General features: G+C 73.5%; 17 protein-coding genes. 10 read left to right on the plus strand and 7 right to left on the minus strand.

Going from position 1 to position 20,421, the window contains the following annotated elements; genetic code table 11:
- Positions 1-40 precede the first annotated feature (40 nt).
- Positions 41-1,522, plus strand: coding sequence for a cytochrome P450 (locus tag AB0E77_RS32205; RefSeq protein WP_361577931.1), 1,482 nt, complete (start codon positions 41-43; stop codon positions 1,520-1,522).
- On the opposite strand, the gene AB0E77_RS32210 is transcribed toward AB0E77_RS32205, so the two are convergent.
- From AB0E77_RS32210 to AB0E77_RS32220, 3 genes are all read right to left on the minus strand, one after another.
- Positions 1,516-2,487: an RluA family pseudouridine synthase gene (locus tag AB0E77_RS32210; RefSeq protein ID WP_361577934.1), complete on the minus strand. Its 972-nt coding sequence runs from the start codon at positions 2,485-2,487 to the stop codon at positions 1,516-1,518. The two genes, AB0E77_RS32205 and AB0E77_RS32210, sit on opposite strands and share 7 nt — an antisense overlap.
- A 76-nt stretch (positions 2,488-2,563) precedes the next feature.
- On the minus strand, positions 2,564-3,406 hold the full coding sequence (locus tag AB0E77_RS32215; RefSeq protein ID WP_361577937.1) for a siderophore-interacting protein: 843 nt from the start codon (positions 3,404-3,406) through the stop codon (positions 2,564-2,566).
- Positions 3,407-3,475: 69 nt separating this feature from the next.
- On the minus strand, positions 3,476-4,381 hold the full coding sequence (locus tag AB0E77_RS32220) for a 5'-3' exonuclease (RefSeq protein ID WP_361577978.1): 906 nt from the start codon (positions 4,379-4,381) through the stop codon (positions 3,476-3,478).
- 194 nt (positions 4,382-4,575) lie between these two features.
- Between AB0E77_RS32220 and AB0E77_RS32225 the strand changes: the two genes are divergently transcribed.
- From AB0E77_RS32225 to AB0E77_RS32240, 4 genes are all read left to right on the plus strand, one after another.
- The gene (locus AB0E77_RS32225) at positions 4,576-5,664 is read left to right on the plus strand and encodes a betaine/proline/choline family ABC transporter ATP-binding protein (RefSeq protein ID WP_361577940.1); all 1,089 of its coding nucleotides are present in this window, start codon (positions 4,576-4,578) and stop codon (positions 5,662-5,664) included.
- Positions 5,657-8,272, plus strand: coding sequence for an ABC transporter permease/substrate binding protein (locus tag AB0E77_RS32230; RefSeq protein WP_361577943.1), 2,616 nt, complete (start codon positions 5,657-5,659; stop codon positions 8,270-8,272). The genes AB0E77_RS32225 and AB0E77_RS32230 overlap by 8 nt, the downstream gene beginning before the upstream one ends.
- A 418-nt stretch (positions 8,273-8,690) precedes the next feature.
- The gene (locus AB0E77_RS32235) at positions 8,691-9,260 is read left to right on the plus strand and encodes an XRE family transcriptional regulator (RefSeq protein WP_361577946.1); all 570 of its coding nucleotides are present in this window, start codon (positions 8,691-8,693) and stop codon (positions 9,258-9,260) included.
- Positions 9,257-9,976, plus strand: coding sequence for a helical backbone metal receptor (locus AB0E77_RS32240; protein ID WP_361577949.1), 720 nt, complete (start codon positions 9,257-9,259; stop codon positions 9,974-9,976). The genes AB0E77_RS32235 and AB0E77_RS32240 overlap by 4 nt, the downstream gene beginning before the upstream one ends.
- On the opposite strand, the gene AB0E77_RS32245 is transcribed toward AB0E77_RS32240, so the two are convergent.
- Positions 9,903-11,060 carry a TDT family transporter gene (locus AB0E77_RS32245; RefSeq protein WP_361577952.1) on the minus strand — a complete coding sequence of 386 codons (1,158 nt, stop codon included), beginning with the start codon at positions 11,058-11,060 and terminating at the stop codon, positions 9,903-9,905. The two genes, AB0E77_RS32240 and AB0E77_RS32245, sit on opposite strands and share 74 nt — an antisense overlap.
- A gap of 70 nt (positions 11,061-11,130) precedes the next feature.
- Between AB0E77_RS32245 and AB0E77_RS32250 the strand changes: the two genes are divergently transcribed.
- The gene (locus AB0E77_RS32250; protein WP_361577955.1) at positions 11,131-12,087 is read left to right on the plus strand and encodes a LysR family transcriptional regulator; all 957 of its coding nucleotides are present in this window, start codon (positions 11,131-11,133) and stop codon (positions 12,085-12,087) included.
- 378 nt (positions 12,088-12,465) lie between these two features.
- Here AB0E77_RS32250 and AB0E77_RS32255 read toward each other — a convergent pair whose 3' ends face one another.
- The gene (locus tag AB0E77_RS32255; protein WP_361577958.1) at positions 12,466-13,161 is read right to left on the minus strand and encodes a gamma-glutamyl-gamma-aminobutyrate hydrolase family protein; all 696 of its coding nucleotides are present in this window, start codon (positions 13,159-13,161) and stop codon (positions 12,466-12,468) included.
- A 54-nt stretch (positions 13,162-13,215) separates the two neighbouring features.
- Complete coding sequence (locus AB0E77_RS32260; RefSeq protein WP_361577961.1) at positions 13,216-13,950, minus strand: FCD domain-containing protein; 735 nt, start codon at positions 13,948-13,950, stop codon at positions 13,216-13,218.
- Between the two features lie 73 nt (positions 13,951-14,023).
- On the opposite strand from AB0E77_RS32260, the gene AB0E77_RS32265 reads away from it, so the two are divergent.
- From AB0E77_RS32265 to AB0E77_RS32280, 4 genes are read left to right on the plus strand one after another with little or no spacing between them, the layout of a single operon-like run.
- On the plus strand, positions 14,024-15,388 hold the full coding sequence (locus AB0E77_RS32265; protein ID WP_361577963.1) for a glutamine synthetase family protein: 1,365 nt from the start codon (positions 14,024-14,026) through the stop codon (positions 15,386-15,388).
- A gap of 8 nt (positions 15,389-15,396) precedes the next feature.
- Positions 15,397-16,794: an aldehyde dehydrogenase family protein gene (locus AB0E77_RS32270; RefSeq protein ID WP_361577966.1), complete on the plus strand. Its 1,398-nt coding sequence runs from the start codon at positions 15,397-15,399 to the stop codon at positions 16,792-16,794.
- The gene (locus AB0E77_RS32275; protein WP_361577969.1) at positions 16,791-17,573 is read left to right on the plus strand and encodes a 3-oxoacyl-ACP reductase; all 783 of its coding nucleotides are present in this window, start codon (positions 16,791-16,793) and stop codon (positions 17,571-17,573) included. The genes AB0E77_RS32270 and AB0E77_RS32275 overlap by 4 nt, the downstream gene beginning before the upstream one ends.
- Positions 17,574-17,610: 37 nt before the next feature.
- Positions 17,611-18,573 carry a DUF2510 domain-containing protein gene (locus AB0E77_RS32280; RefSeq protein ID WP_361577981.1) on the plus strand — a complete coding sequence of 321 codons (963 nt, stop codon included), beginning with the start codon at positions 17,611-17,613 and terminating at the stop codon, positions 18,571-18,573.
- Between the two features lie 12 nt (positions 18,574-18,585).
- Here the strand turns inward: AB0E77_RS32280 and AB0E77_RS32285 are convergent, their stop codons facing one another.
- The gene (locus AB0E77_RS32285; protein ID WP_361577972.1) at positions 18,586-19,788 is read right to left on the minus strand and encodes an amino acid deaminase/aldolase; all 1,203 of its coding nucleotides are present in this window, start codon (positions 19,786-19,788) and stop codon (positions 18,586-18,588) included.
- Between the last annotated feature and the right edge of the window lie 633 nt (positions 19,789-20,421).

Genomic DNA, 20,421 nt, shown 5'->3' on the forward strand with positions numbered 1-20,421 from the left:
CCCACACCCCTGACCCACACTTCTGCTGCGGAGCGACACTGTGACGCCTGAACGCCACGCCCCGACCGGAACGGGCGACCCCCTGCTCGGACCACCTCCCGGCTGCCCCGCGCACGGCCTCGGGCCGGGCGGACTGCACCGGCTGCACGAGACGGACGACCTGGACGAGCTCTACGAGCGGCTGCGGGGCCAGTACGGTCCGGTGGCGCCCGCGCTGCTCCACGACGACGTGCCGATCTGGGTGGTCCTCGGCCACGCCGAGAACCTGCACATGGTGAGCACCCCGGCCCAGTTCTCCCGCGACAGCCGCATCTGGAACCCGCTCAACGAGGGCATGGTCAAGCCGGACCACCCGCTCATGCCGCACATCGCCTGGCAGCCGATCTGCTCGCACGCCGAGGGCGACGAGCACAAGCGGCTGCGCGGCGCGGTCACCGGCGCCATGTCCACGATCGACTACCGGGGCCTGCGCCGGCACATCACCCGGCACACCCAGCGCCTCGTCAACCGCTTCTGCGAGGTGGGCCGCGCCGACCTCGTCGGCGACTTCGCCGAGCATCTGCCGATGGGCGTGATGTGCGAGATCCTCGGCATGCCGGGGGAGTACAACGACCGGATGGTGGAGGCCGCCCGCGACACGCTCAAGGGCACCGACACGGCCATCGCGAGCCACGGCTACGTCATGGACGCCCTGGGGCGGCTGACCGCGGCCCGCAGGGCGAAGCCCGAGAACGACATCGCGAGCCACCTCGTCACCCACCCGGCCGGGCTCAGCGACGACGAGGTCAGGGAACACCTGCGGCTGGTCCTGCTCGCCGCGTACGAGGCCACCGTCAACCTCATCGGCAACGTGCTGCGGGTGGTGTTCACCGACCCGGGCTTCCGCGCCCAGCTCAGCGGCGGGCAGATGACGGTGCCCGAGGCGGTCGAGCAGTCCCTGTGGGACGAGCCGCCCTTCAGCACGGTCTTCGCCTACTTCGCCAAGCAGGAGACGGAACTGGGCGGTCAGCGCATCCGCGCGGGCGACGGACTGCTGTTCGGTATCGCCCCGGGCAACGTCGACCCGCGCATCCGCCCCGACCTGGACGCGAGCATGCAGGGCAACCGCTCGCACCTCGCCTTCGGCGGCGGCCCGCACGAGTGCCCCGGCCAGGACATCGGGCGTGCCATCGCGGACGCCGGCATCGACGCGCTGCTGATGCGGCTGCCGGACGTACGGCTTGACTGCCCCGAGGAGGAACTCACCTGGCGGTCCTCGATCGCCTCGCGCCACCTGGTGGAGCTGCCGGTGCGGTTCGAACCGCGGCCGCCGCAGGACGTGAACCAGCGGCCCAGCCACACCGACGTCCCGCAGCAGCGCGCCGCCTGGCACGTCGGCACCCTGCCGCAGACGGCGGAGCCGGCGCCCGCCCCGGCCGCCCCGCCCGCCGTCCCCACGGCGACGGTGACGGCCGCGCCGCCCGCCCCGCCTCGCCCCAGGGGGGTATGGCAGCGCTTCCTCCTGTGGTGGCGCGGCTACTGACGGCCGGCCCACTCCTCGTACGCCGCCCAGGCCCCGAGGGTCCGTCCGCTCAGGAACCGGTGCTCGCGTCCCGTGACCGGATCGGTGAACGCCAGCTCCCGCGCCAGAAGTTGCAGCGGGCGCCGGAAGTCGCCGGCCGGCACTGGCGCGGCCACCTCGGGGTAGAGGGGGTCACCGAGGATCGGTACGCCCAGCGCGCTCATGTGCACGCGCAGCTGGTGGGTCTGCCCGGTGGCGGGCACCAGCCGGTACCGCCCCAGCGCCGGCGCGCCCGTGGGGCCGGCGGGGCGGTGCTCCGTCAGCTCGACGCGGCTCACGGCGTTCGGCTCGCCCTCGACCTGACGGGCGGCCAGCACCCCGCGCTCCTTGAGGATCCGGCTGCGTACGGTCCGGGGCAGGGCGAGCGCCGGGGCGTACGGCGCGATCGCCTCGTACTCCTTGTGCACCCGCCGGTCGCGGAACAGCGACTGGTAGGCACCGCGCTCTGCGGGGCGGACCGTGAACAGGACCAGTCCGGCGGTGAGCCGGTCGAGACGGTGCGCGGCGCCCAGCCCGGGCTCGTCCAGTTCGCGGCGGAGCCGGGCGAGCGCGGTCTCGGTGACATGGCCGCCGCGCGGGGTGGTGGCCAGGAAGTGCGGCTTGTCGGCGACGACGACGTGCTCGTCGCGGTACACGACCTCCAGCGCGAACGGCACCGGCACCTCTGGCGGCAGATCGCGGTGGAACCAGACGTACATGCCGGGCTCGTACGGCGCGTCCGCCGCCACGGCCCGTCCGTCGGCCCCGACGAACCGGCCCGCGGCGAACATGGCCTCGACCGTGCCGGGACCCGCACCGGACAGCCGTTCCACCAGGTGCTCGCGGACCGTGGCCCACGGCCCGGCGGCCGGCAGCCGCACCCGCACCGGGTCCACCCCGTGGCGCTGGGCCAGGGGTGCGGGCGGGGGAGGCGTACGGCGTCTCATCGGATGCAGCGTACGAGGCGGGGGAGGGCCCGCGGAGAACGCGTGGCCCCCGCGCCGCCCTCGACGGCGCCGGCGCCTATGCGGCCGACGCGCCCTCCTGCTCCGCCTCGACCCGCGCGTTCCACTCCCGCTTGGACGCCTGCCAGCCGTCCTCGTTGTGGCCGAGGCGCCAGTACCCGGAGATGGACAGGTCCTCGCGCGGGATCTCCCGCTCGACCCGCAGCAGCCTGCGCAGTTCCTTCACGCACCCCGCCTCGCCGTGCACGAACGCGTGCACCCGGCCCTCGGGGAACTCCAGGCCGCGCACGGCCTCGACCAGCGCCTGGCCCACCGGACGGTCACCGCGGTGCAGCCAGACGACCTCCACGTCGGAGCCGATCTTCTGCTCCTCCTGGGGTCCCTCGACCTCGATGAAGGCGAACGCGCGGGCACCGTCGGGCAGCGCCTCCAGGGACCGGGCGATCGCGGGCAGCGCGCTCTCGTCGCCCGCGAGCAGATGCCAGTCCGCGGCCGGGTCGGGCGTGTACGCGCCGCCGGGGCCCATGAAGCGGACGGTCTCGCCCGGCTGGACCCGCTTCGCCCAGGGGCCGGCCAGCCCCTCGTCGCCGTGGATCACGAAGTCCAGGGTCAGCTCACGCAGCTCGGCGTCCCACTGGCGCACCGTGTACGTCCGGGTCACCGGCCACTGCTCGCGCGGGAACTCCTCGCGGATCCGCTCCATGTCGAAGGGCTCCGGATAGGTCACGCCCTCGGCGGGGAACAGCAGCTTCACATAGTGGTCGGTGCAGGTGTCCGCCGGCAGCCCGGCGAGCTCCTCGCCGCCGAGCACGACGCGCTGCATGTGCGGGGTGATCCGTTCGGTGCGCACGACCTGTGCGGTGTGCGGCTTGCGCGGCCTGCGGCCCGGACGCTCTGCCATGACGGCCTCCCAGTCCCTGAGTTAGGTTTACCTAAGTTAGCATCCCCGCCCCACCAGGGGCCGCACGGCTCAGACGGTGAGCGTCGTCAGCAGCCGTTCCAGGGAGCCGCCCAGGCCCCAGCGGGCCGCGAGGGCGTCCAGGGCGGCGCCGTCGCGCGGGGCGTGCGGCAGCGCGGTGCCGACGTCCGGCAGGGGAACGTCGTCGGCGACCCGGACCACCTTGGGGGCGACCGCGAGATACGGCCGCGCCTCGGTCAGTCGCTTGCGCTGCGAGGGCGTGAGCTTCGCCGCCGGGTCGTCGACCGCCGCGAGGATGCCGGCGAGGTCCCCGAACTCGGCGAGCAGCTTGGCGGCCGTCTTCTCCCCGATACCGGCCACGCCCGGCAGACCGTCGCTCGGGTCGCCGCGCAGCAGCGCCAGATCGGCGTACCCGCGGCCGTCGACGCCGTACTTCTCGCGCAGCACCGCCTCGTCGGTGAGCTGGAGCGTGCCGACCCCCTTGATCGGGTAGAGCACGCGCACCCCCCGGGCGTCGTCCACGAGCTGGTAGAGGTCGCGGTCACCGGTGACGATGTCCACCGGCCCCTTGGCGCGGGCGGTGAAGGTGCCGATCACGTCGTCCGCCTCGTACCCGGCCACCCCGACGCGGGCGATGCCGAGCGCGTCCAGGACGGCCTCGATGACCGGGACCTGCGGGGACAGCGTGTCGGGCACCTCCTCCGTGTCCGGGCCCGCCGGCTGCTCCTCGGCGACGCGGTGCGCCTTGTAGGAGGGGATCAGCTCCACCCGCCAGTGCGGGCGCCAGTCGGCGTCCATGCAGGCGACCAGGTGCTCGGGGCGGTGGTCCTTCACCAGGCGGTCGATGAAGTCGAGGAGTCCGCGCACGGCGTTCACGGGCGTGCCGTCGGGTGCCTTCACGGAGTCCGGCACGCCGAAGTAGGCGCGGAAGTAGAGGGAGGCGGTGTCGAGAAGCATCAGTCGTCCGGTCACGCCTCGCATCATGCCGCAGGCGGTGCGGGCGCGACGTGGAGGTCGTGTGAGCCGGGTCACTGATGTGTTTGGTTCGGGACGATCGGGGCAGGCGCGCAGCCGGGTCGTAGCTGGTTGATGCCTTCAACTGTTAGCCAGTCTTCGTTTCCCGGTCCCTGCCCCCGAGCCAAGAGGTAAGCGTGTCAGCGAGGCTAGAGGCCGAGCATCTGTACAAGGTGTTCGGCAGAAAACCGGATCAGGCGGTCGAACGACTGCGCAAGTCGGCCGACCGGGAGGAGCTGCGCGCCGACGGCACCACCGCCGCCGTCATCGACGCGTCCTTCACCGTGGAGCCCGGCGAGATCTTCGTGGTCATGGGGCTCTCCGGGTCCGGCAAGTCCACGCTGCTGCGCATGCTCAACGGTCTGCTGGAGCCGACCGCGGGCCATGTCCGCTTCGGCGGTGAGGACCTCACCGAGATCAGCGAGCGACAGCTGCGCGAGGTCCGCTCCAAAAAGATCAGCATGGTCTTCCAGCACTTCGCGCTCTTCCCTCACCGCAGCGTCCGTGACAACGCTGCCTACGGTCTTGAAGTGCAGGGCGTGCCCCGCGCCGAGCGCGAACGCCGCGCCGACGAGGCGCTCGCTCTGTGCGGCCTGGCCGGCTGGGAGAAGTCGTGGCCGGACGAGCTGTCCGGCGGCATGCAGCAGCGCGTCGGCCTGGCCCGCGCGCTCGCGACCGACGCCGACCTGCTGCTGATGGACGAGTCCTTCAGCGCCCTCGACCCGCTGATCCGCCGCGACATGCAGGACCAGCTGATCGAGCTGCAGAAGACCCTGAAGAAGACCATCGTCTTCATCACCCACGACCTGAACGAGGCCATGCGCCTGGGCGACCGCATCGCCGTCATGCGGGACGGCCGGATCGTGCAGATAGGCACCGCGCAGGACATCCTCATCCGTCCCGCCAACGACTACGTCGCCTCCTTCACCCAGGACGTCGACCGCTCCCGCGTCCTGACCGCCCGCGCGGTCATGGAGACGGAACTGAGCGGCGACGAGGCCGACTGCGCGTGCGAGACGGCCGCGCCGGACACCTCGTTCACCGAGCTGTGCGCGATCAGCGCGCGCGTCCCGCACGCCGTCGCCGTCGTCGACGGCGAGCGCGGACTGGTCGGCGTGGTCCCGGACCGCCGCCTGATCGGCTTCCTCGGCGACGAGGAGGCCGAGGCCGGCACCTGCGACTCACGGCGCGGAAAGGGCCCGGAGAAGGTGATGGCCCGTGCCTAGGATTCCGCTCGGCAACTGGGTCAACGACGCGGTCGACTGGCTGCTCGCCCACGTCTCCTGGCTCTTCGACTTCCTCAAGACCGTCTTCACCGGGACCTACGACGGCATCAACGCCGTCCTCCAGGCCCCCGAGCCGCTGCTCCTCGTGGGCATCTTCGCGGTCATCGCCTTCTGGCTGCGCGGCACGGTCGCCGGTGTTCTCACCTTCCTCGGATTCGCGTTCATCGTCTCCATGGAGCTGTGGGAGAACGCGATGATCACCCTGGCGCTGGTGCTCGTCGCCACGATCATCGCGCTGGTGATCGCCGTGCCCGTCGGCATCTGGGCGGCCCGCTCCGACCGGGTCAGCGGCATCGTCCGGCCCGTGCTGGACTTCATGCAGACGCTGCCCGCGATGATCTACCTCATCCCGGCGATCCTGTTCTTCGGCACCGGCGCCTCCGCGGGCATCGTCGCCACCCTGATCTTCGCGCTCGCCCCCGGCGTGCGCATGACCGAGCTGGGCATCCGGCAGGTCGACAAGGAACTGGTCGAGGCCGCCGAGGCCTTCGGCACCAGCCCCCGCAACACCCTGCTGCGCGTCCAGCTCCCGCTGGCCCTGCCCACGGTGATGGCGGGCGTCAACCAGGTCATCATGCTCGGCCTGTCCATGGCCGCGATCGCCGGCATGGTCGGCACCGGCGGCCTCGGCGGCGACGTCAACGAGGCCATCGGCCAGCTCAACGTGGGCCTCGGCTCCGAGGCCGGCGTCGCCATCGTCATCCTCGCGATCTACCTGGACCGCATGACCAGCGCCCTGGGCACCCAGGTCTCCCCGCTGGGCCGCCGCGCCGCCGCCAAGGCACGCGCCGCGAGCGGCCTGAAGATCTGGTCCTACCGGCCCCGTCCGCAGGTCGCCGTGATCGGCGTCGTCATCCTCGGCCTGGTCGCCGGCGGCATGGGCGTCTTCGGCGGCTCCGGCGACTCCGACAGCGTCGCCGCGGGCAAGAACGTCGGCCAGGGCAAGAAGATCACCCTCGGCTATGTGCCCTGGGACGAGGGCGTCGCCTCCACCTTCCTGTGGAAGGAGATGCTGGAGCAGCGCGGTTACGAGGTCGAGGCCAAGCAGTTCGACGCCGGGCCGCTCTACACCTCCCTCGCGCAGGGTGACATCGACATCGTCACCAACTCCTGGCTGCCGACCACGCACGAGCAGTACTGGAAGAAGTACGGCGACCGGCTCGACGACCTCGGCTCCTGGTACGACAAGACGTCCCTGGAGCTGACCGTCCCCGCCTACATGAAGGACGTCAACTCCCTGGCGGACCTCAAGGGCAAGGCCGGACAGTTCGACGGGAAGATCACCGGCATCGAGTCCAGCGCGGGCGAGATGGCCATGCTCAAGAGCAAGGTCCTCGGCGCCTACGGCCTCGACAAGGAGTACAAGGTCGTCGACAGCTCCACCCCCGCGATGCTCGCCGAGCTGAAGCGGGCGATGAGCAAGAAGGAACCGATCGTCGTCACGCTCTGGTCCCCGCACTGGGCGTACAACGACCTCGACCTGAAGAAGCTGAAGGACCCGAAGGGCGCCTGGGGCCAGGGCGACGGCGTGCACACGCTGTCCCGCAAGGGCTTCGCCGGCGACGACCCGACCGTCGCCCAGTGGATGAAGGACTTCAAGCTCGACGAGAAGCAGCTCACCAGCCTCGAGGCCGAGATCAACAAGGCCGGCAAGGGCAAGCAGCAGGACGCCGTGCGCGCCTGGCTGGACTCCAACCCGGGTCTGGTCGACAAGCTCGCCCCGGTCAAGGGCGGCTCCGGCGCCACCCCGCCCGAGGCGAAGCGTGCCGTGGACGTCGCCTGGTTCCCCTGGGACGAGGACGTCGCCGTCACCTACCTCTGGAAGAACGTCCTCGAGCGTCGCGGCTACAAGCTGAACCTCAAGCAGATGGACGTCGGCCCGGTCTACACCGGCCTGGCCTCCGGCGATCTCGACCTCAACTTCGACGCGTGGCTGCCCCACGCCCAGAAGAACTACTGGGACAAGAACAAGGACAAGCTCACCGACCTGGGCACCTGGTACCAGCCGACCTCCCTGGAGATCGCCGTCCCCTCGTACGTGAAGGACGTCAAGTCCCTCGCGGACCTCAAGGGCAAGGCCGACCTCTTCGACGGGAAGATCATCGGCATCGAGCCCGGCACCGGCGAGATGCAGCTCCTCAAGGACGAGGTCATGCCGGGCTACGGCCTGGACAAGGAGTACAAGGTCGTCGACGGCTCCACCCCGGCGATGCTCGCCGAGCTCAAGCGGGCCTACGCCAAGCACGAGCCGGTCGCCGTCGTCCTGTGGTCGCCGCACTGGGCGTACAGCGAGTACGAGCTGACCAAGCTGGCGGACCCGAAGAAGGCCTTCGGTGAGGGCAACACGATCCGCACCATCTCCAGCAAGGACTTCCCCGGCCAGTACCCGCAGCTCACCGAGTGGATCAAGGACTTCCACATGAGCGAGGCCGAGCTCGGCAGCCTCGAGGCCGAGATCAAGAACCGCGGCCAGGGCCACGAGGAGCAGGCGGTGGCCGCCTGGCTGAAGGAGCACCCGGACATGGTCGAGCGGATGACTCCGCAGTAGGACGGCCCTTCTCGTACCGGACTCCTCCTTGGGGTGGGTCCCCGCGCTCCCGGGAGCACGGGGACCCACCCCACGGGTCTTTCCCCCCGGAACACGGATAGGATCCGGACAACCACGGAGCGCCATGCCACCACCCGAACCCTGACGGTGAGGCACGGTGGACCAGCGGGGAACACGGAGAGGTGCTCGTGCCTTGAACCGGTAAGGTGCCCGCCGCACACGGCGGGCGGCTCGTCGCATGGCGAGAACCGTGAGGTCGCGGCCACCACGGCGTGACATCGATGTGACGGCCGCATGAAACGGTTCGCCGAACATGCGTAGGGTGCAGAGAACTCCTCGGGAGGACGGCTCTCGGGAGGACGGCCCCCGGCACGGGACGGCGGCACGACGGCGACGGGCGAAGGAGGGAGCCGGAGCGATGGGCGACCACAAAGACCAGCACCTTCGAGTGGGCGCGGCCGTACGGCGCCGGCGCCGCGCCCTGGAGCTGACGCTCGCCGTCGTCTCCGAGCGCAGCGGCCTGTCCGTGCCCTTCCTGAGCCAGATCGAGAACGACCGGGCCCGCCCCAGCCAGACTTCCCTGGAGAAGGTGGCCGACGCGCTGCGCACCACCGCCGTGGAGCTGCTCGCCGCCGCCGACCCCGCGTGCAGCGTCGACGTGGTCCGCGCCGAGGACCCCGACCCCGCGTTCGCACCCCGGGTGCGGTCCCTGGTGCGCGGACACCACCAGATGCACGCCTCCGAGTTCACCGGCGACCACGACGCGGGCCGGGAACTGCAGTACCGCAACGACCAGTTGATGTTCGTCGCCGAGGGTGCGGTGGAGATCGAGGCCGAGGGGCGCGCCTACCGGCTGGGCCGGGGCGACACCCTGTACCTGACCGGCGGGGTGCGGCACCGGTGGCGGGCGACGGTGCCCGACACGCGGCTGGTCGTCGTCGCCGTGGCCGAGCACATCGAGGCCGTGAGGGACCGGCCGCGCCGGTGAGGGTCGTCTCCCTGGTGCCGTCCCTGACGGAGTCCGTCGCGCACACCGTCCCCGGCGCCCTGGCCGGCGTCACCGACTGGTGCACGCACCCGGCCGGCCTCGACGCCGCCCGGATCGGCGGCACGAAGAACCCGGACGTCGAGCGGATCCTCGCCCTCGCCCCCGACCTGGTGCTCGCCAACGAGGAGGAGAACAGGGCCCCCGACCTGGACGCCCTGCGCGCGGCCGGCGTCGAGGTCCTGGTCACCGAGGTGCGCACCGTCCCGCAGGCCTTCGCCGAGCTCGACCGGGTGCTGTCGGCCTGCGGCGCGCCGTCCCGGCCCCGGTGGCTGGACGCGGCCGAGGAGGCCTGGTCGGCGCCGCCCGTCCCGGAGCACCGGCTGACGGCCGTCGTGCCGGTCTGGCGCCGGCCCTGGATGGTGCTGGGCCGCGACACCTTCGCCGGCGACGTACTCGCCCGCCTCGGCGTCGACCACGTGTACGCCGGTCACGCCGAGCGTTATCCGAAGGTCCCGGTCGAGGAGCTGCGGGCGGCCCGCCCGGACCTCGTGGTGCTGCCGGACGAGCCGTACCGTTTCGCCGCCGACGACGGCCCCGAGGCCTTCCCCGGCCTGCCCTGCGCCCTCGTCGACGGACGGTGCCTCACGTGGTACGGGCCGTCACTGGCCGAGGCGCCCCGGCGGCTGGCCGGGGTCCTGCGAGCAGCGCGCCGCTGACCAGGCCGCGCACGGTGTGCACGGCGGCGACCGCCCACGCGGTGACGAGCAGCGCGTACAGGGCGACGGTGAGCACGTCGTAGGCGACGAGACCGGTGTGCCGGGCCAGCGCCTCGCACCCGGTGACACACGTGCCCACCGGGAAGGTGAAGGACCACCACGTCATCGAGAAGCCCATGCCCCGGCGCCGGGCCCGCACCACGTGCGCGGCGGCGAGACACAGCCACATCAGCGCGAAGCCCGTCACGGGAACGCCGTACAGGACGGCGAACACGGCGAACCCCTCCGCGTACGGGCCGGGCAGGACACCCGGGGCCAGGTCCGCGAACTTGCCCACGGCGGTCGTGGACTGGCCGAGCGGGCCCAGCACCAGGAACAGCGACGGGGTGAGCGCGAGCGGCAGCGGGCCGCCCGTGAGCAGCCTGGCGAAGATCACCGGGAGCGTCACCAGCGTCGCCAGCAGGCTCAGGCCGAACATCGCGACGCAGGCGAGCAGCAGCGTCTCGCGGGGCTGACCCGGCGGCAGATGCGGGACCAGCAGCGGGCCGACGGCCGCGGACACCATCGGCGCCACGAGCGGCAGCAGCCACACCGGGCTGGCCTGGCCGGGCTCGATCCGGTGCCGCACGGCCATCAGGTACGGGACGGCGACCGCCGCGACCAGCCCGATCGCCGTGCCGGCGGCGAACAGCACCGTGCCGAGCGCGACCGCGGCCGGTTCCCCGGTCCAGTCCCGTCCGACCGTCACGGCGCCGCCGCCGACCGCCAGCAGGGCCATGGCCAGGCAGCCGTAGAAGGGCGCCGCGGCCGGGTCCAGCAGATGCGCGCGGGCCTGGTCGCGATGGTGCCGCCAGTGCAGGGACCGGGCCGCCAGCAGAACCGCCAGCAGGCCCAGGGCCAGCGCCCAGACGGCGGTGCAGACCGCGCGCAGACCCGGTATGTGCCAGGGGAGCGCGGCGCCCGCGGTGCCGACGACGGCGGTGCCCATGACGCAGGCGTACCAGTTCGGCCCGAGATGACGGACGGCCGGGACGCGCCGCACCGGGGCGGAGACGGGGGACAGGGGCTGGGCTGCGGTGACCATGCCTCTACGGTCTCGGCGCCCGAACCCCCTGACCAGGGACCATGCCCCTATGAGGGCATAAGCTGGGGTTATGAGCAGCAGGAGTGGCAGGGGCGGCGGGGAGGACGGCCAGGGCGAGCCGGGGCGGCACACGGCGGGTTCGCTGTCGCACCGGGTGCCGGATCTCGGCGCCCTGGAGCTGCTGCTGGCGGTGGCGCGGCTGGGCAGCCTCGGCGGGGCCGCGCGTGAGCTGGGCGTCACCCAGCCCGCAGCCAGCAGCCGCATCCGCTCGATGGAGCGCCAGCTCGGGGTGGCCCTCGTCGACCGCTCCCCGCGCGGCTCCCGGCTCACCGACGCCGGAGCGCTGGTCACGGACTGGGCGCGGCGGATCGTGGAGGCGGCCGAGGCCTTCGACGCGGGCGCGCAGGCGCTGCGGGACCGGAGGGACTCGCGGCTGCGGGTGGCGGCGAGCATGACCATCGCCGAGTACCTGCTGCCGGGGTGGCTGGTAGCGCTGCGCCGCCAGCTGCCGGACACCGCGGTGTCGCTGCTCGCCGGGAACTCGGCGGCCGTGGCGGAGCGGCTGCTCGCCGACGAGGCCGACCTGGGGTTCGTGGAGGGGGTGAGCGTCCCGGCCGGCCTGGACTCCGCGGTCATCGCCCACGACCGGCTGATCGTCGTGGCGGCACCCAGCCACCCGTGGGCCCGGCGGCGCCGCCCCCTGACCGCGCAGGAACTGGCGGCGACACCGCTGATCCTGCGGGAGGAGGGGTCGGGCACCCGGCAGGTCCTGGACGCGGCCCTGGGCGGCCTGGCCCGTCCGCTGATCGAGTTGTCGTCGACCACCGCGGTGAAGGCCGCAGCGGTGGGGGGAGCCGGGCCGTCGGTCCTCAGCGAACTCGCCGTCGGCGAGGAGCTCACCACACGGCGCCTGGTCAGCGTGCCGCTGGCGGACGTCACCCTGGCCCGCGACCTGCGCGCCGTCTGGCCGACGGGCCACCGGCCCACGGGACCGGCCCGGCAGCTGCTGTCGCTGACACGGGGGTGAAGCCGGGCGGGCGCAGGGGTGAGTCCGTCCGGGCACGGGGGTGAGTCCGCCGGGGGCCGAGGACCCGGGGGCTGGGGGCGGCGGCCGGTGGTCGGTGCCGCGGTCGGCGGTCGGTGCCGTGGGCGGAGGCCGGCCGCCTCAGTGATGGGCGTGCGGGGCGGCGGCGCGGCGTCGGGGGAGGGCGTTGGACGGGCCCGTGGGTGCGGGGGGTGGTGGGCTCGGCGGGGCCGGGGCCGGGGCCGGGGGCGGGGGTGCGGTGGGCGTGCGTGGGCCTGGAGGGTGGGGTGTGGTGGGCTCGGCGGGGCGAGGGCGGGACCTGGGCGTGGTGCACGGCCCCGAGGTCGCCCACCGGGGCCCGCGCGCCCGCCCGGTCCCGGTTCAGCCGCGCGTCCTCGCCGCCTCCACCAGGGCGCGCATCACGCGTACGTCCTCGCCCATCTCCGGGTGCCACTGGACGCCCAGCGCCCAGCCGGCGGCGGCCGGCAGTTCCAGCGCCTCCACCGTGCCGTCCGCCGCGTGCGCCGAGGCGAGCAGGCCCGTGCCGAGCCGGTCCACCGCCTGGTGGTGATAGGTCGGCACGAACGTCTCCTCCGGCACCACACCGCCGTACCGCGTCCCCGGCACCGGCGTGACCGGGTGGCCGCCGAACACGCCCACCGCCTCGGCGTGGCCGTCGATGTGCTGCACGAGCGTGCCGCCCAGGGCGACGTTCAGCAGCTGCATGCCGCGGCAGACGCCCAGCAGCGGGACGCCTGCCGCGAGGGCCGCGTCGATGAGCGCGAGCTCCCACGTGTCCCGGGCGTGTGCGGGCGGGCCGGTGCGGGGGCCGCGCTCGGCACCGTAGCGGGCCGGGTCCACGTCGGGGCCGCCCGCGATGACCAGGCCGTCGACGCGGGCGACGGTGGCGGCGGCGTGCTCCGGCGCGTCCGGCGGGAGCATGACGGCCAGCCCGCCCGCCCGCTGCACGAGCCGCGGGTACCCGGCGGGCAGCAGCGCCGCCTCCAGCTCCCACACGCCCCAGCGCGTCGCGGTCTCCAGATACGTGCTGACGCCGATCAGCGGCCTGTTCGTCACCCGACCTCCCGGTAATGGCCCGTCCTCATACCTTTGCTTCCCCGCCCGAGGCCCTCACGCCAGGAACCCGCGCAGCAGCGCGGCCGTCCCCGCGCAGTGCTCCCGCATGATCTCCCGCGCCCCGTCCGCGTCCCCGTCGAGCACCGCCTCCACCAGCGCGGTGTGCTGCCGCTGGGAGTGCTCCAGATTGCGCACCAGCAGCGGGATGCAGTCCAGCAGCCCGTTCACGCTCGCCCGGACGGCCGCGTACTGCGCGGTCAGCGTCGGTGAGCCGCACAACTCCGCGAGGGCCAGGTGCAGCAGCGTGTCCCGCCGCCGGTACTCCGCGAGCGGCGCCTCGTGCGTGGCGTCCAGCGCCGCGCGCAGCCGCGCCGCCCCGCCGTCCGTCAGCCCGTGCGCGGCGCACAGTCCGGCCGCCCCCGCCTCCAGCACCTCCCGGAAGCGCAGCACGTCCTCCAGGTCCACCCCGGCGATCCGGCGCCGCAACTCGTCCTCGCCGCCGGCGTCCGTACGGGGCAGCACGAACGTGCCGCCGTACCGGCCGCGCCGGGCCTCCAGGAGCCCCTGGTCCTGGAGCACCTTCAGGACCTCGCGCAGCGTCACCCGGCTGACCCCCAGCCGCTCCGCCAGATCCCGCTCGGCCGGCAGCCGCCCGCCCTCCGGCACCAGGCCCAGCCGCACCACCTGGAGGATCTGCTCCAACGCCTCCTCGAAGCCGTTCCCGGCCCGCACCGGCCGCAGCACCGGCGCGAGCCGGTCCGCCACACGCCCCCCGTTCCCCTCCGGCATACGGCCGCGCCCCCTTCCCAAGCAATGGTTCCCGGCAATACCTTATGGGTCCCGGTCAGAAGGAGGCCCCTCCGTGGCAGACCGCACACCCCCGCTCCGGGTCGAGGACCTGCACGCCCTGGTCGCGGGCGGCGAGATCGACACCGTCGTCCTGGCCTTCCCCGACATGCAGGGCCGACTGCAGGGCAAGAGATTCGCGGCGCGGTTCTTCCTCGACGAGGTGCTGGAGCACGGCACCGAGGGCTGCAACTACCTCCTCGCCGTCGACACCGACATGAACACCGTCGACGGATACGCCATGTCCTCCTGGGACCGCGGCTACGGCGACTTCGCCCTCCACGCCGACCCGGCCACCCTGCGCCGGCTGCCTTGGAACCAGGGCACGGCCCTGGTCCTCGGCGACCTCGCCTGGGACGACGGCTCCCCGGTGCTCGCCGCGCCGCGCCAGATCCTGCGCCGCCAGCTGGACCGGCTCGCGGAACTCGGCCTGACCGCCCGGGCCGGCACGGAGCTGGAGTTCATCGTCTTCCGCGACACCTACGAACAGGCCTGGGACGCGAACTACCGCGGCCTCACCCCGGCCAACCAGTACAACATCGACTACTCCGTCCTCGGCACCGGCCGCATCGAGCCCCTGCTGCGCCGCATCCGCAACGAGATGGCGGGCGCCGGCCTCACCGTCGAGTCCGCCAAGGGCGAGTGCAACCCCGGCCAGCACGAGATCGCCTTCCGCTACGACGAGGCCCTCGTCACCTGCGACCAGCACGCCGTCTACAAGACCGGCGCCAAGGAGATCGCCGCCCAGGAGGGCATGTCCCTCACCTTCATGGCCAAGTACAACGAGCGCGAGGGCAACTCCTGCCACATCCACCTCTCCCTGGCGGACGCCGAAGGGAACACCGCCATGCCCGGCGACGGGGAGGGCGGCATGTCCGACGTCATGCGGCACTTCCTCGCCGGACAGCTCGCCGCGCTCCGGGAGTTCTCCCTCCTCTACGCCCCGAACATCAACAGTTACAAGCGCTTCCAGCCCGGCTCCTTCGCCCCCACCGCCGTCGCCTGGGGCCACGACAACCGCACCTGCGCCCTGCGCGTCGTCGGCCACGGCCGCTCCCTGCGCTTCGAGAACCGGCTCCCCGGCGGCGACGTCAACCCGTATCTCGCGGTGGCCGGGATGGTCGCGGCGGGGCTGCACGGCGTCGAACAGCGCCTCGAGCTGCCCGAGCCCTGCCCGGGCAACGCCTACGCCGGCGACTTCGAACACGTTCCGACCACCCTGCGCGAGGCCGCCGAGCTCTGGGAGAACAGCACCGTCGCCAAGGCCGCCTTCGGGGACGAGGTCGTCGCGCACTACCGCAACATGGCGCGCGTCGAACTGGACGCCTTCGACGCCGCCGTCACGGACTGGGAGCTGCGCCGCTCCTTCGAACGCCTGTGAGGTCCCGGTTGTCCGACGAAACGCCCGACGCACTACGGGTGATCAACCCCGCCACCGAAGAGGTCCTCGCGACCGTCCCCGCCGTCTCCGCCGCCGACGTGGACGCCGCCGTCGTCCGGGCCGCACGGGCTCAGACCGCCTGGGCCGCCCTCGCCCCCGGCGACCGGGCCCGGCTGCTGCGCCGCTTCGCCACCGCCGTCGACGGCCAACTGGAGGAACTGGCCCTGCTGGAGGTCCGGGAGGCCGGGCACACCGTCGGCAACGCCCGCTGGGAGGCGGGCAACGTCCGCGACCTGCTCGACTACGCCGCCGGGGGAGTGGAGCGCCTGACGGGACGGCAGATCCCGGTCGCCGGCGGCCTCGACGTGACGATCCTCGAACCGCTCGGCGTCGTCGGCGTCATCGCCCCCTGGAACTTCCCCTTGCCGATCGCCGCCTGGGGCACCGCTCCCGCCCTCGCGGCCGGCAACGCGGTCCTCCTCAAGCCCGCCGAGACGACCCCGCTGACCGCCCTGCGCCTGGCGGAGCTGGCCCTGGAGGCCGGACTGCCCGAGGGCCTGTTCCAGGTGCTGCCCGGCCGCGGCCCGGTCGCGGGTGACGCGCTCGTCCGGCACCCGGGCGTGGCCAAGATCGTGTTCACCGGGTCCACCGCCGTGGGCCGGCGGGTGGCCGCCGAGGGCGCCGCGCTCCTCAAGCCCGTCACCCTCGAACTCGGCGGCAAGAGCCCCAACGTCGTCTTCGCCGACGCCGACCTGGAGGCCGCCGCGGCCGCCGCCCCCCTGTCCTTCCTCGACAACTGCGGCCAGGACTGCTGCGCCCGCACCCGCATCCTCGTCCAGCGCACCGTCCACGACCGTTTTCTCGACCTCCTCGCCCCCGCGATCGAGGCCGTCCGCGTCGGTGACCCGGCCGACGAGAGCACCGACATGGGCCCGCTGATCTCCCGGACCCAGCTGGACCGCGTCCGCTCCTACGTCCCGGACGACGCGGACGGCATCCGCGGCAAGGCCCCCGAGGGCGGCCCCGGCTTCTGGTTCCCGCCCACCGTCCTCACCGGCGTCGACCCGCGGGCGCGCGTGGCCGTCGAGGAGGTCTTCGGGCCCGTCGCCGTCGTCCTGCCCTTCGACGACGAGGCCGACGCGATCCGGCTCGCCAACGCCACCGACTACGGCCTGTCCGGCTCGCTCTGGACCCGGGACGTCGGCCGCGCCCTGCGCGTGTCGGCCGCCCTGCGCGCCGGGAACCTGTCCGTCAACTCCCACTCCAGCGTCCGCTACTGGACGCCGTTCGGCGGGTTCAAACAGTCCGGTCTCGGCCGCGAGCTGGGCCCGGACGCGCTGACCGCCTTCACCGAGACCAAGAACGTCTTCCTCAGCAACACCGCGTCGCCTACGGAGGCTTCATGACCGAGGACATCGTCTGCCGCCGCCTGGCCGGCCGTACCGCCGTCGTCACCGGAGCCGGCAGCGGCATCGGCCTCGCCTCCGCCCGCCGGCTCGCCTCCGAGGGCGCCCACGTCGTCTGCGGCGACGTGGACGAGGCCCGCGGCAAGGCGGCGGCCGAGGCGACCAGCGGCCTCTTCGTCCGGGCCGACGTCACCGACCCCGAGCAGGTCGAGGCGCTGTTCGCGGCGGCGTACGACACCTACGGCAGCGTCGACGTCGCCTTCAACAACGCCGGGATCTCCCCGCCCGACGACGACTCCATCCTGGAGACCGGCCTGGAGGCCTGGAAACGCGTCCAGGAGGTCAACCTCACCTCCGTCTACCTGTGCTGCAAGGCCGCCCTCCCCCACATGCGGCGGCAGGGCAGGGGCTCGATCATCAACACCGCGTCCTTCGTGGCCCGGATGGGCGCCGCCACCAGCCAGATCTCGTACACCGCGTCCAAGGGCGGTGTCCTCGCCATGTCCCGGGAGCTGGGCGTGCAGTTCGCCCGGGAGGGCATCAGGGTCAACGCCCTGTGCCCCGGCCCCGTCAACACCCCACTGCTCCGGGAGCTGTTCGCCAAGGACCCGGAACGGGCCGCGCGCCGGCTCGTCCACATCCCGGTCGGGCGCTTCGCCGAGGCCGAGGAGATCGCCGCCGCCGTCGCCTTCCTGGCCAGCGACGACTCCTCCTTCGTCAACGCCACCGACTTCCTGGTCGACGGCGGGATCTCCGGGGCGTACGTCACACCGCTGTAGATCACCGCGCGCGGCGTCCTACAGTGCCGGGATGAGCATGACGCCTCCGCCCGGCTGGTACCGCGACCCGTCGGCCCCGCACCAGGAACGCTGGTGGGACGGCACGGCCTGGACCGAACACCGGCGCGCACCCGAGGGGTTCGGAGCGCCCGTGCCGCCCCCGGAGCCGCCGACCGTGCCGCTCACCGCCGGCGCCGGCCCGGGGCAGCGGCGGCCGGGCGGCCGGCGCGCCAAGGCCGTCGCCCTCACCGGCGCCGCCGTGGCCCTCGTGGCGGCGATCGCCACCGGTGTCGTCCTCCTCGGCGAGGACGACGACCCGGGTTCGCGGGCCCGGACCCTGCCGACCGCGACGGCCTCCACCGCCCCGGAGCCGCCCCGGACCGCGTCGCCCACCCCCTCGCCGACGCCCTCCGAGCCCTCCGCCGACGACCCGGCCGTCGTCGAGGACCAGCTCAACGGCATCACCTTCCCGCTGCCGAACGGCTGGGTGCGCCCCGAGCACGTCTCCGAGGACGACGTCATGATGACCACGGACGGCACCTACGACTGCCCCGGCGACGGCGGCGTCTGCCGGCACGGCCTGGTCATCTCCCGCACGGTCACCGCGAACGCCGAGACCTCCCCGAAGATCCTCGCCGAGCAGGACATCGAGGACGCGGCCGAGGACGCCTACGACCACGACGTGCTCGACAGCAAACCGTACGGGGGCATCACGTCCCACGAGGTCGTCGGATCCGGGCCGGTCGCCGTCGCCGGACGCGCCGGGTACTACGTCCGCTGGCGGGTGACGACGGCCAAGGGTCCCGGCGGCTACGTGCAGTCGATGGTGTTCCCGTCCACCGTCGGCACCGAGTCCCCGGTCCTCGTCCGCTACGTCTTCGACGCCGGCGAGGACGGGCCCCCGCCGGCCGACATGGACCGGATCACCAAAGGCATCCGGCCCACCGGCGACGCCGGCACGGGCGGGGGCGTGGGCAGCAGCATCGGGCCCTCGGCCTGACCCGCGCCAGGCCTACAGGAAGGTGCGGCCCTCGCCCCGGTACGTCGGCACCGTCGCCGTCACCGCGTCCCCCTCCACCAGGTGCAGCGCGTCGAACCGCTCGCACAGTTCACCGGCCTTGGCGTGCCGGAACCACACCTTGTCGCCGATGAGCAGGTCGTCCGCGGGGGAGCCCAGCAGCGGCGTCTGCACCTCGCCGGCGCCCTCCTGCGGGTCGTAGCGCAGCCCCTCGGGCAGATGCGGCACCGGGAGCCGGTCCGCGCCGGCCGCGCCGGAGGCCGGATAGCCGCCGCCGAGCACCGTCACCACCCCGACGCCGGGGCGCCGCACCACGGGCTGGGCGAACAGGGCCGCCGGACGTCCGCTGAACGACGTGTAGTTGTCGAACAGCCGCGGCACGTACAGCCCGGAACCGGCGGCGATCTCGGTGACCGCGTCCTCCGCGGCGGTGTGCTGCACGCTGCCCGTACCGCCGCCGTTGACGAACTCCAGGTCCGGCACCACCGCCCGTACCGCCCGCACCACCGCGGCGCGCCGCTCGGCGAGTTCGCGCCGGGCGGCGGCCTGCATCAGCCGCACCGCCCGCGACCGCAGCGGCCGCCCCGCCACCGCGTCCCCGACCCCGGCGACATGGCCCTCGTACGCCATCACGCCGACGACCCGGAAACCCGGCCGCCGGGCCACCGCGCGGGCCAGGCCGGCGACCTCGGCGGGGGAGTGCAGCGGCGACCGCCGCGCCCCCACCCGCACCCGCCCGCCGAACAGCCGCAGCGAGGTGTCCAGCTCCAGGCAGACCCGGACCTCCTCCCGGCCGCCGTCCCGGGCCTCGTCGATGAACCGCAGCTGCGCCGGGTCGTCGACCATCACGGTCACGGCGGCGGCGAGCTTGGGGTCGGCGGCCAGCTCCGCGTACCCGGCGCGGTCCGCCGACGGATAGGCGAGCAGCACGTCCTCGAACCCGGAGCGCGCCAGCCACAGGGACTCGGCCAGCGTGAAGGACATGAGCCCCGCGAAACCGTCCCGCGCGAGGGCGCGTTCGAGCAGGGCACGGCAGCGTACGGACTTGCTGGCGACGCGGATCGGCTTGCCGCCGGCCCGGCGGACCAGATCGTCCGCGTTGGCGTCGAAGGCGTCCAGGTCCACGATGGCCACGGGGGCGTCGAGATGGGCGGTGGCCCGGTCGTAACGGGCCCGGTCGGCGGCGCGCGCAGTCATGAACGAAGCCTGCCAGACGGGATTACCGCAGGGTAGGGGGACGTTCCGGGCCAATGCCACGGGCCCGCGGACTGGTTCCCCTCCGGCCGGGGGCACGCCGTAGAGTGACGCGCACGCACGGCGGAACGGCCCGGGCGGCAGGGCCCCGGGCTCCGCGCCGGGATGGCGGCCCGCGCGTGCGGGTATGCGTGCCCGGGACGGCCAGTCCGCTCCGGGCCAGGGCAGGAGAACGCCGGCCCGCGCCGGACCACCGGCCCGGGCCCGAGGAAACGGGGGGTGCATTGAGCACGGACGCACGCCGCCCCGCCTTCCCCCCACGCCCCTCGACCCCACCGAGCCGGCCGCTGCCCCCGGAGGCCACCGTCCCGCGCCCCGGCTCCTCACCCCGCGCGGAGACACCGCAGCGCCCGGACGCGCCGCCCTCCGCGGAGACGTCCGCACCGCGCTCGGCGGCTTTCCCCCGCCGGGAGACGCCGCAGCACCCGAGCGCCCCGCTGCCGCCGGAGGGCGCCGCGCCGCGTCCCGCGGCCCCGCACCGTGAGCCAGATGCCGGTGAGAAGCAGCATTATGAAGCTGTAGAGCGCTATCTCACCGAACATGCACGACCAGTGGTCGGGGAACACCTTGCGGATC

The organism is Streptomyces sp. NPDC032940, from assembly GCF_040636935.1.
Taxonomy (GTDB): Bacteria; Actinomycetota; Actinomycetes; order Streptomycetales; family Streptomycetaceae; genus Streptomyces.

What these genes read in the sequence shown, in the direction of transcription:
- AB0E77_RS32275 (WP_361577969.1), top strand. Translation starts at nt 16,791, where the DNA reads ATGACCGAGGACATCGTCTGCCGCCGCCTGGCCGGCCGTACCGCCGTC.
- AB0E77_RS32250 (WP_361577955.1), top strand. Translation starts at nt 11,131, where the DNA reads ATGAGCAGCAGGAGTGGCAGGGGCGGCGGGGAGGACGGCCAGGGCGAG.
- AB0E77_RS32215 (WP_361577937.1), bottom strand. Translation starts at nt 3,406, where the DNA reads ATGGCAGAGCGTCCGGGCCGCAGGCCGCGCAAGCCGCACACCGCACAG.
- AB0E77_RS32210 (WP_361577934.1), bottom strand. Translation starts at nt 2,487, where the DNA reads ATGAGACGCCGTACGCCTCCCCCGCCCGCACCCCTGGCCCAGCGCCAC.
- AB0E77_RS32245 (WP_361577952.1), bottom strand. Translation starts at nt 11,060, where the DNA reads ATGGTCACCGCAGCCCAGCCCCTGTCCCCCGTCTCCGCCCCGGTGCGG.
- AB0E77_RS32280 (WP_361577981.1), top strand. Translation starts at nt 17,611, where the DNA reads ATGACGCCTCCGCCCGGCTGGTACCGCGACCCGTCGGCCCCGCACCAG.
- AB0E77_RS32285 (WP_361577972.1), bottom strand. Translation starts at nt 19,788, where the DNA reads ATGACTGCGCGCGCCGCCGACCGGGCCCGTTACGACCGGGCCACCGCC.
- AB0E77_RS32220 (WP_361577978.1), bottom strand. Translation starts at nt 4,381, where the DNA reads ATGCTTCTCGACACCGCCTCCCTCTACTTCCGCGCCTACTTCGGCGTG.
- AB0E77_RS32235 (WP_361577946.1), top strand. Translation starts at nt 8,691, where the DNA reads ATGGGCGACCACAAAGACCAGCACCTTCGAGTGGGCGCGGCCGTACGG.
- AB0E77_RS32260 (WP_361577961.1), bottom strand. Translation starts at nt 13,950, where the DNA reads ATGCCGGAGGGGAACGGGGGGCGTGTGGCGGACCGGCTCGCGCCGGTG.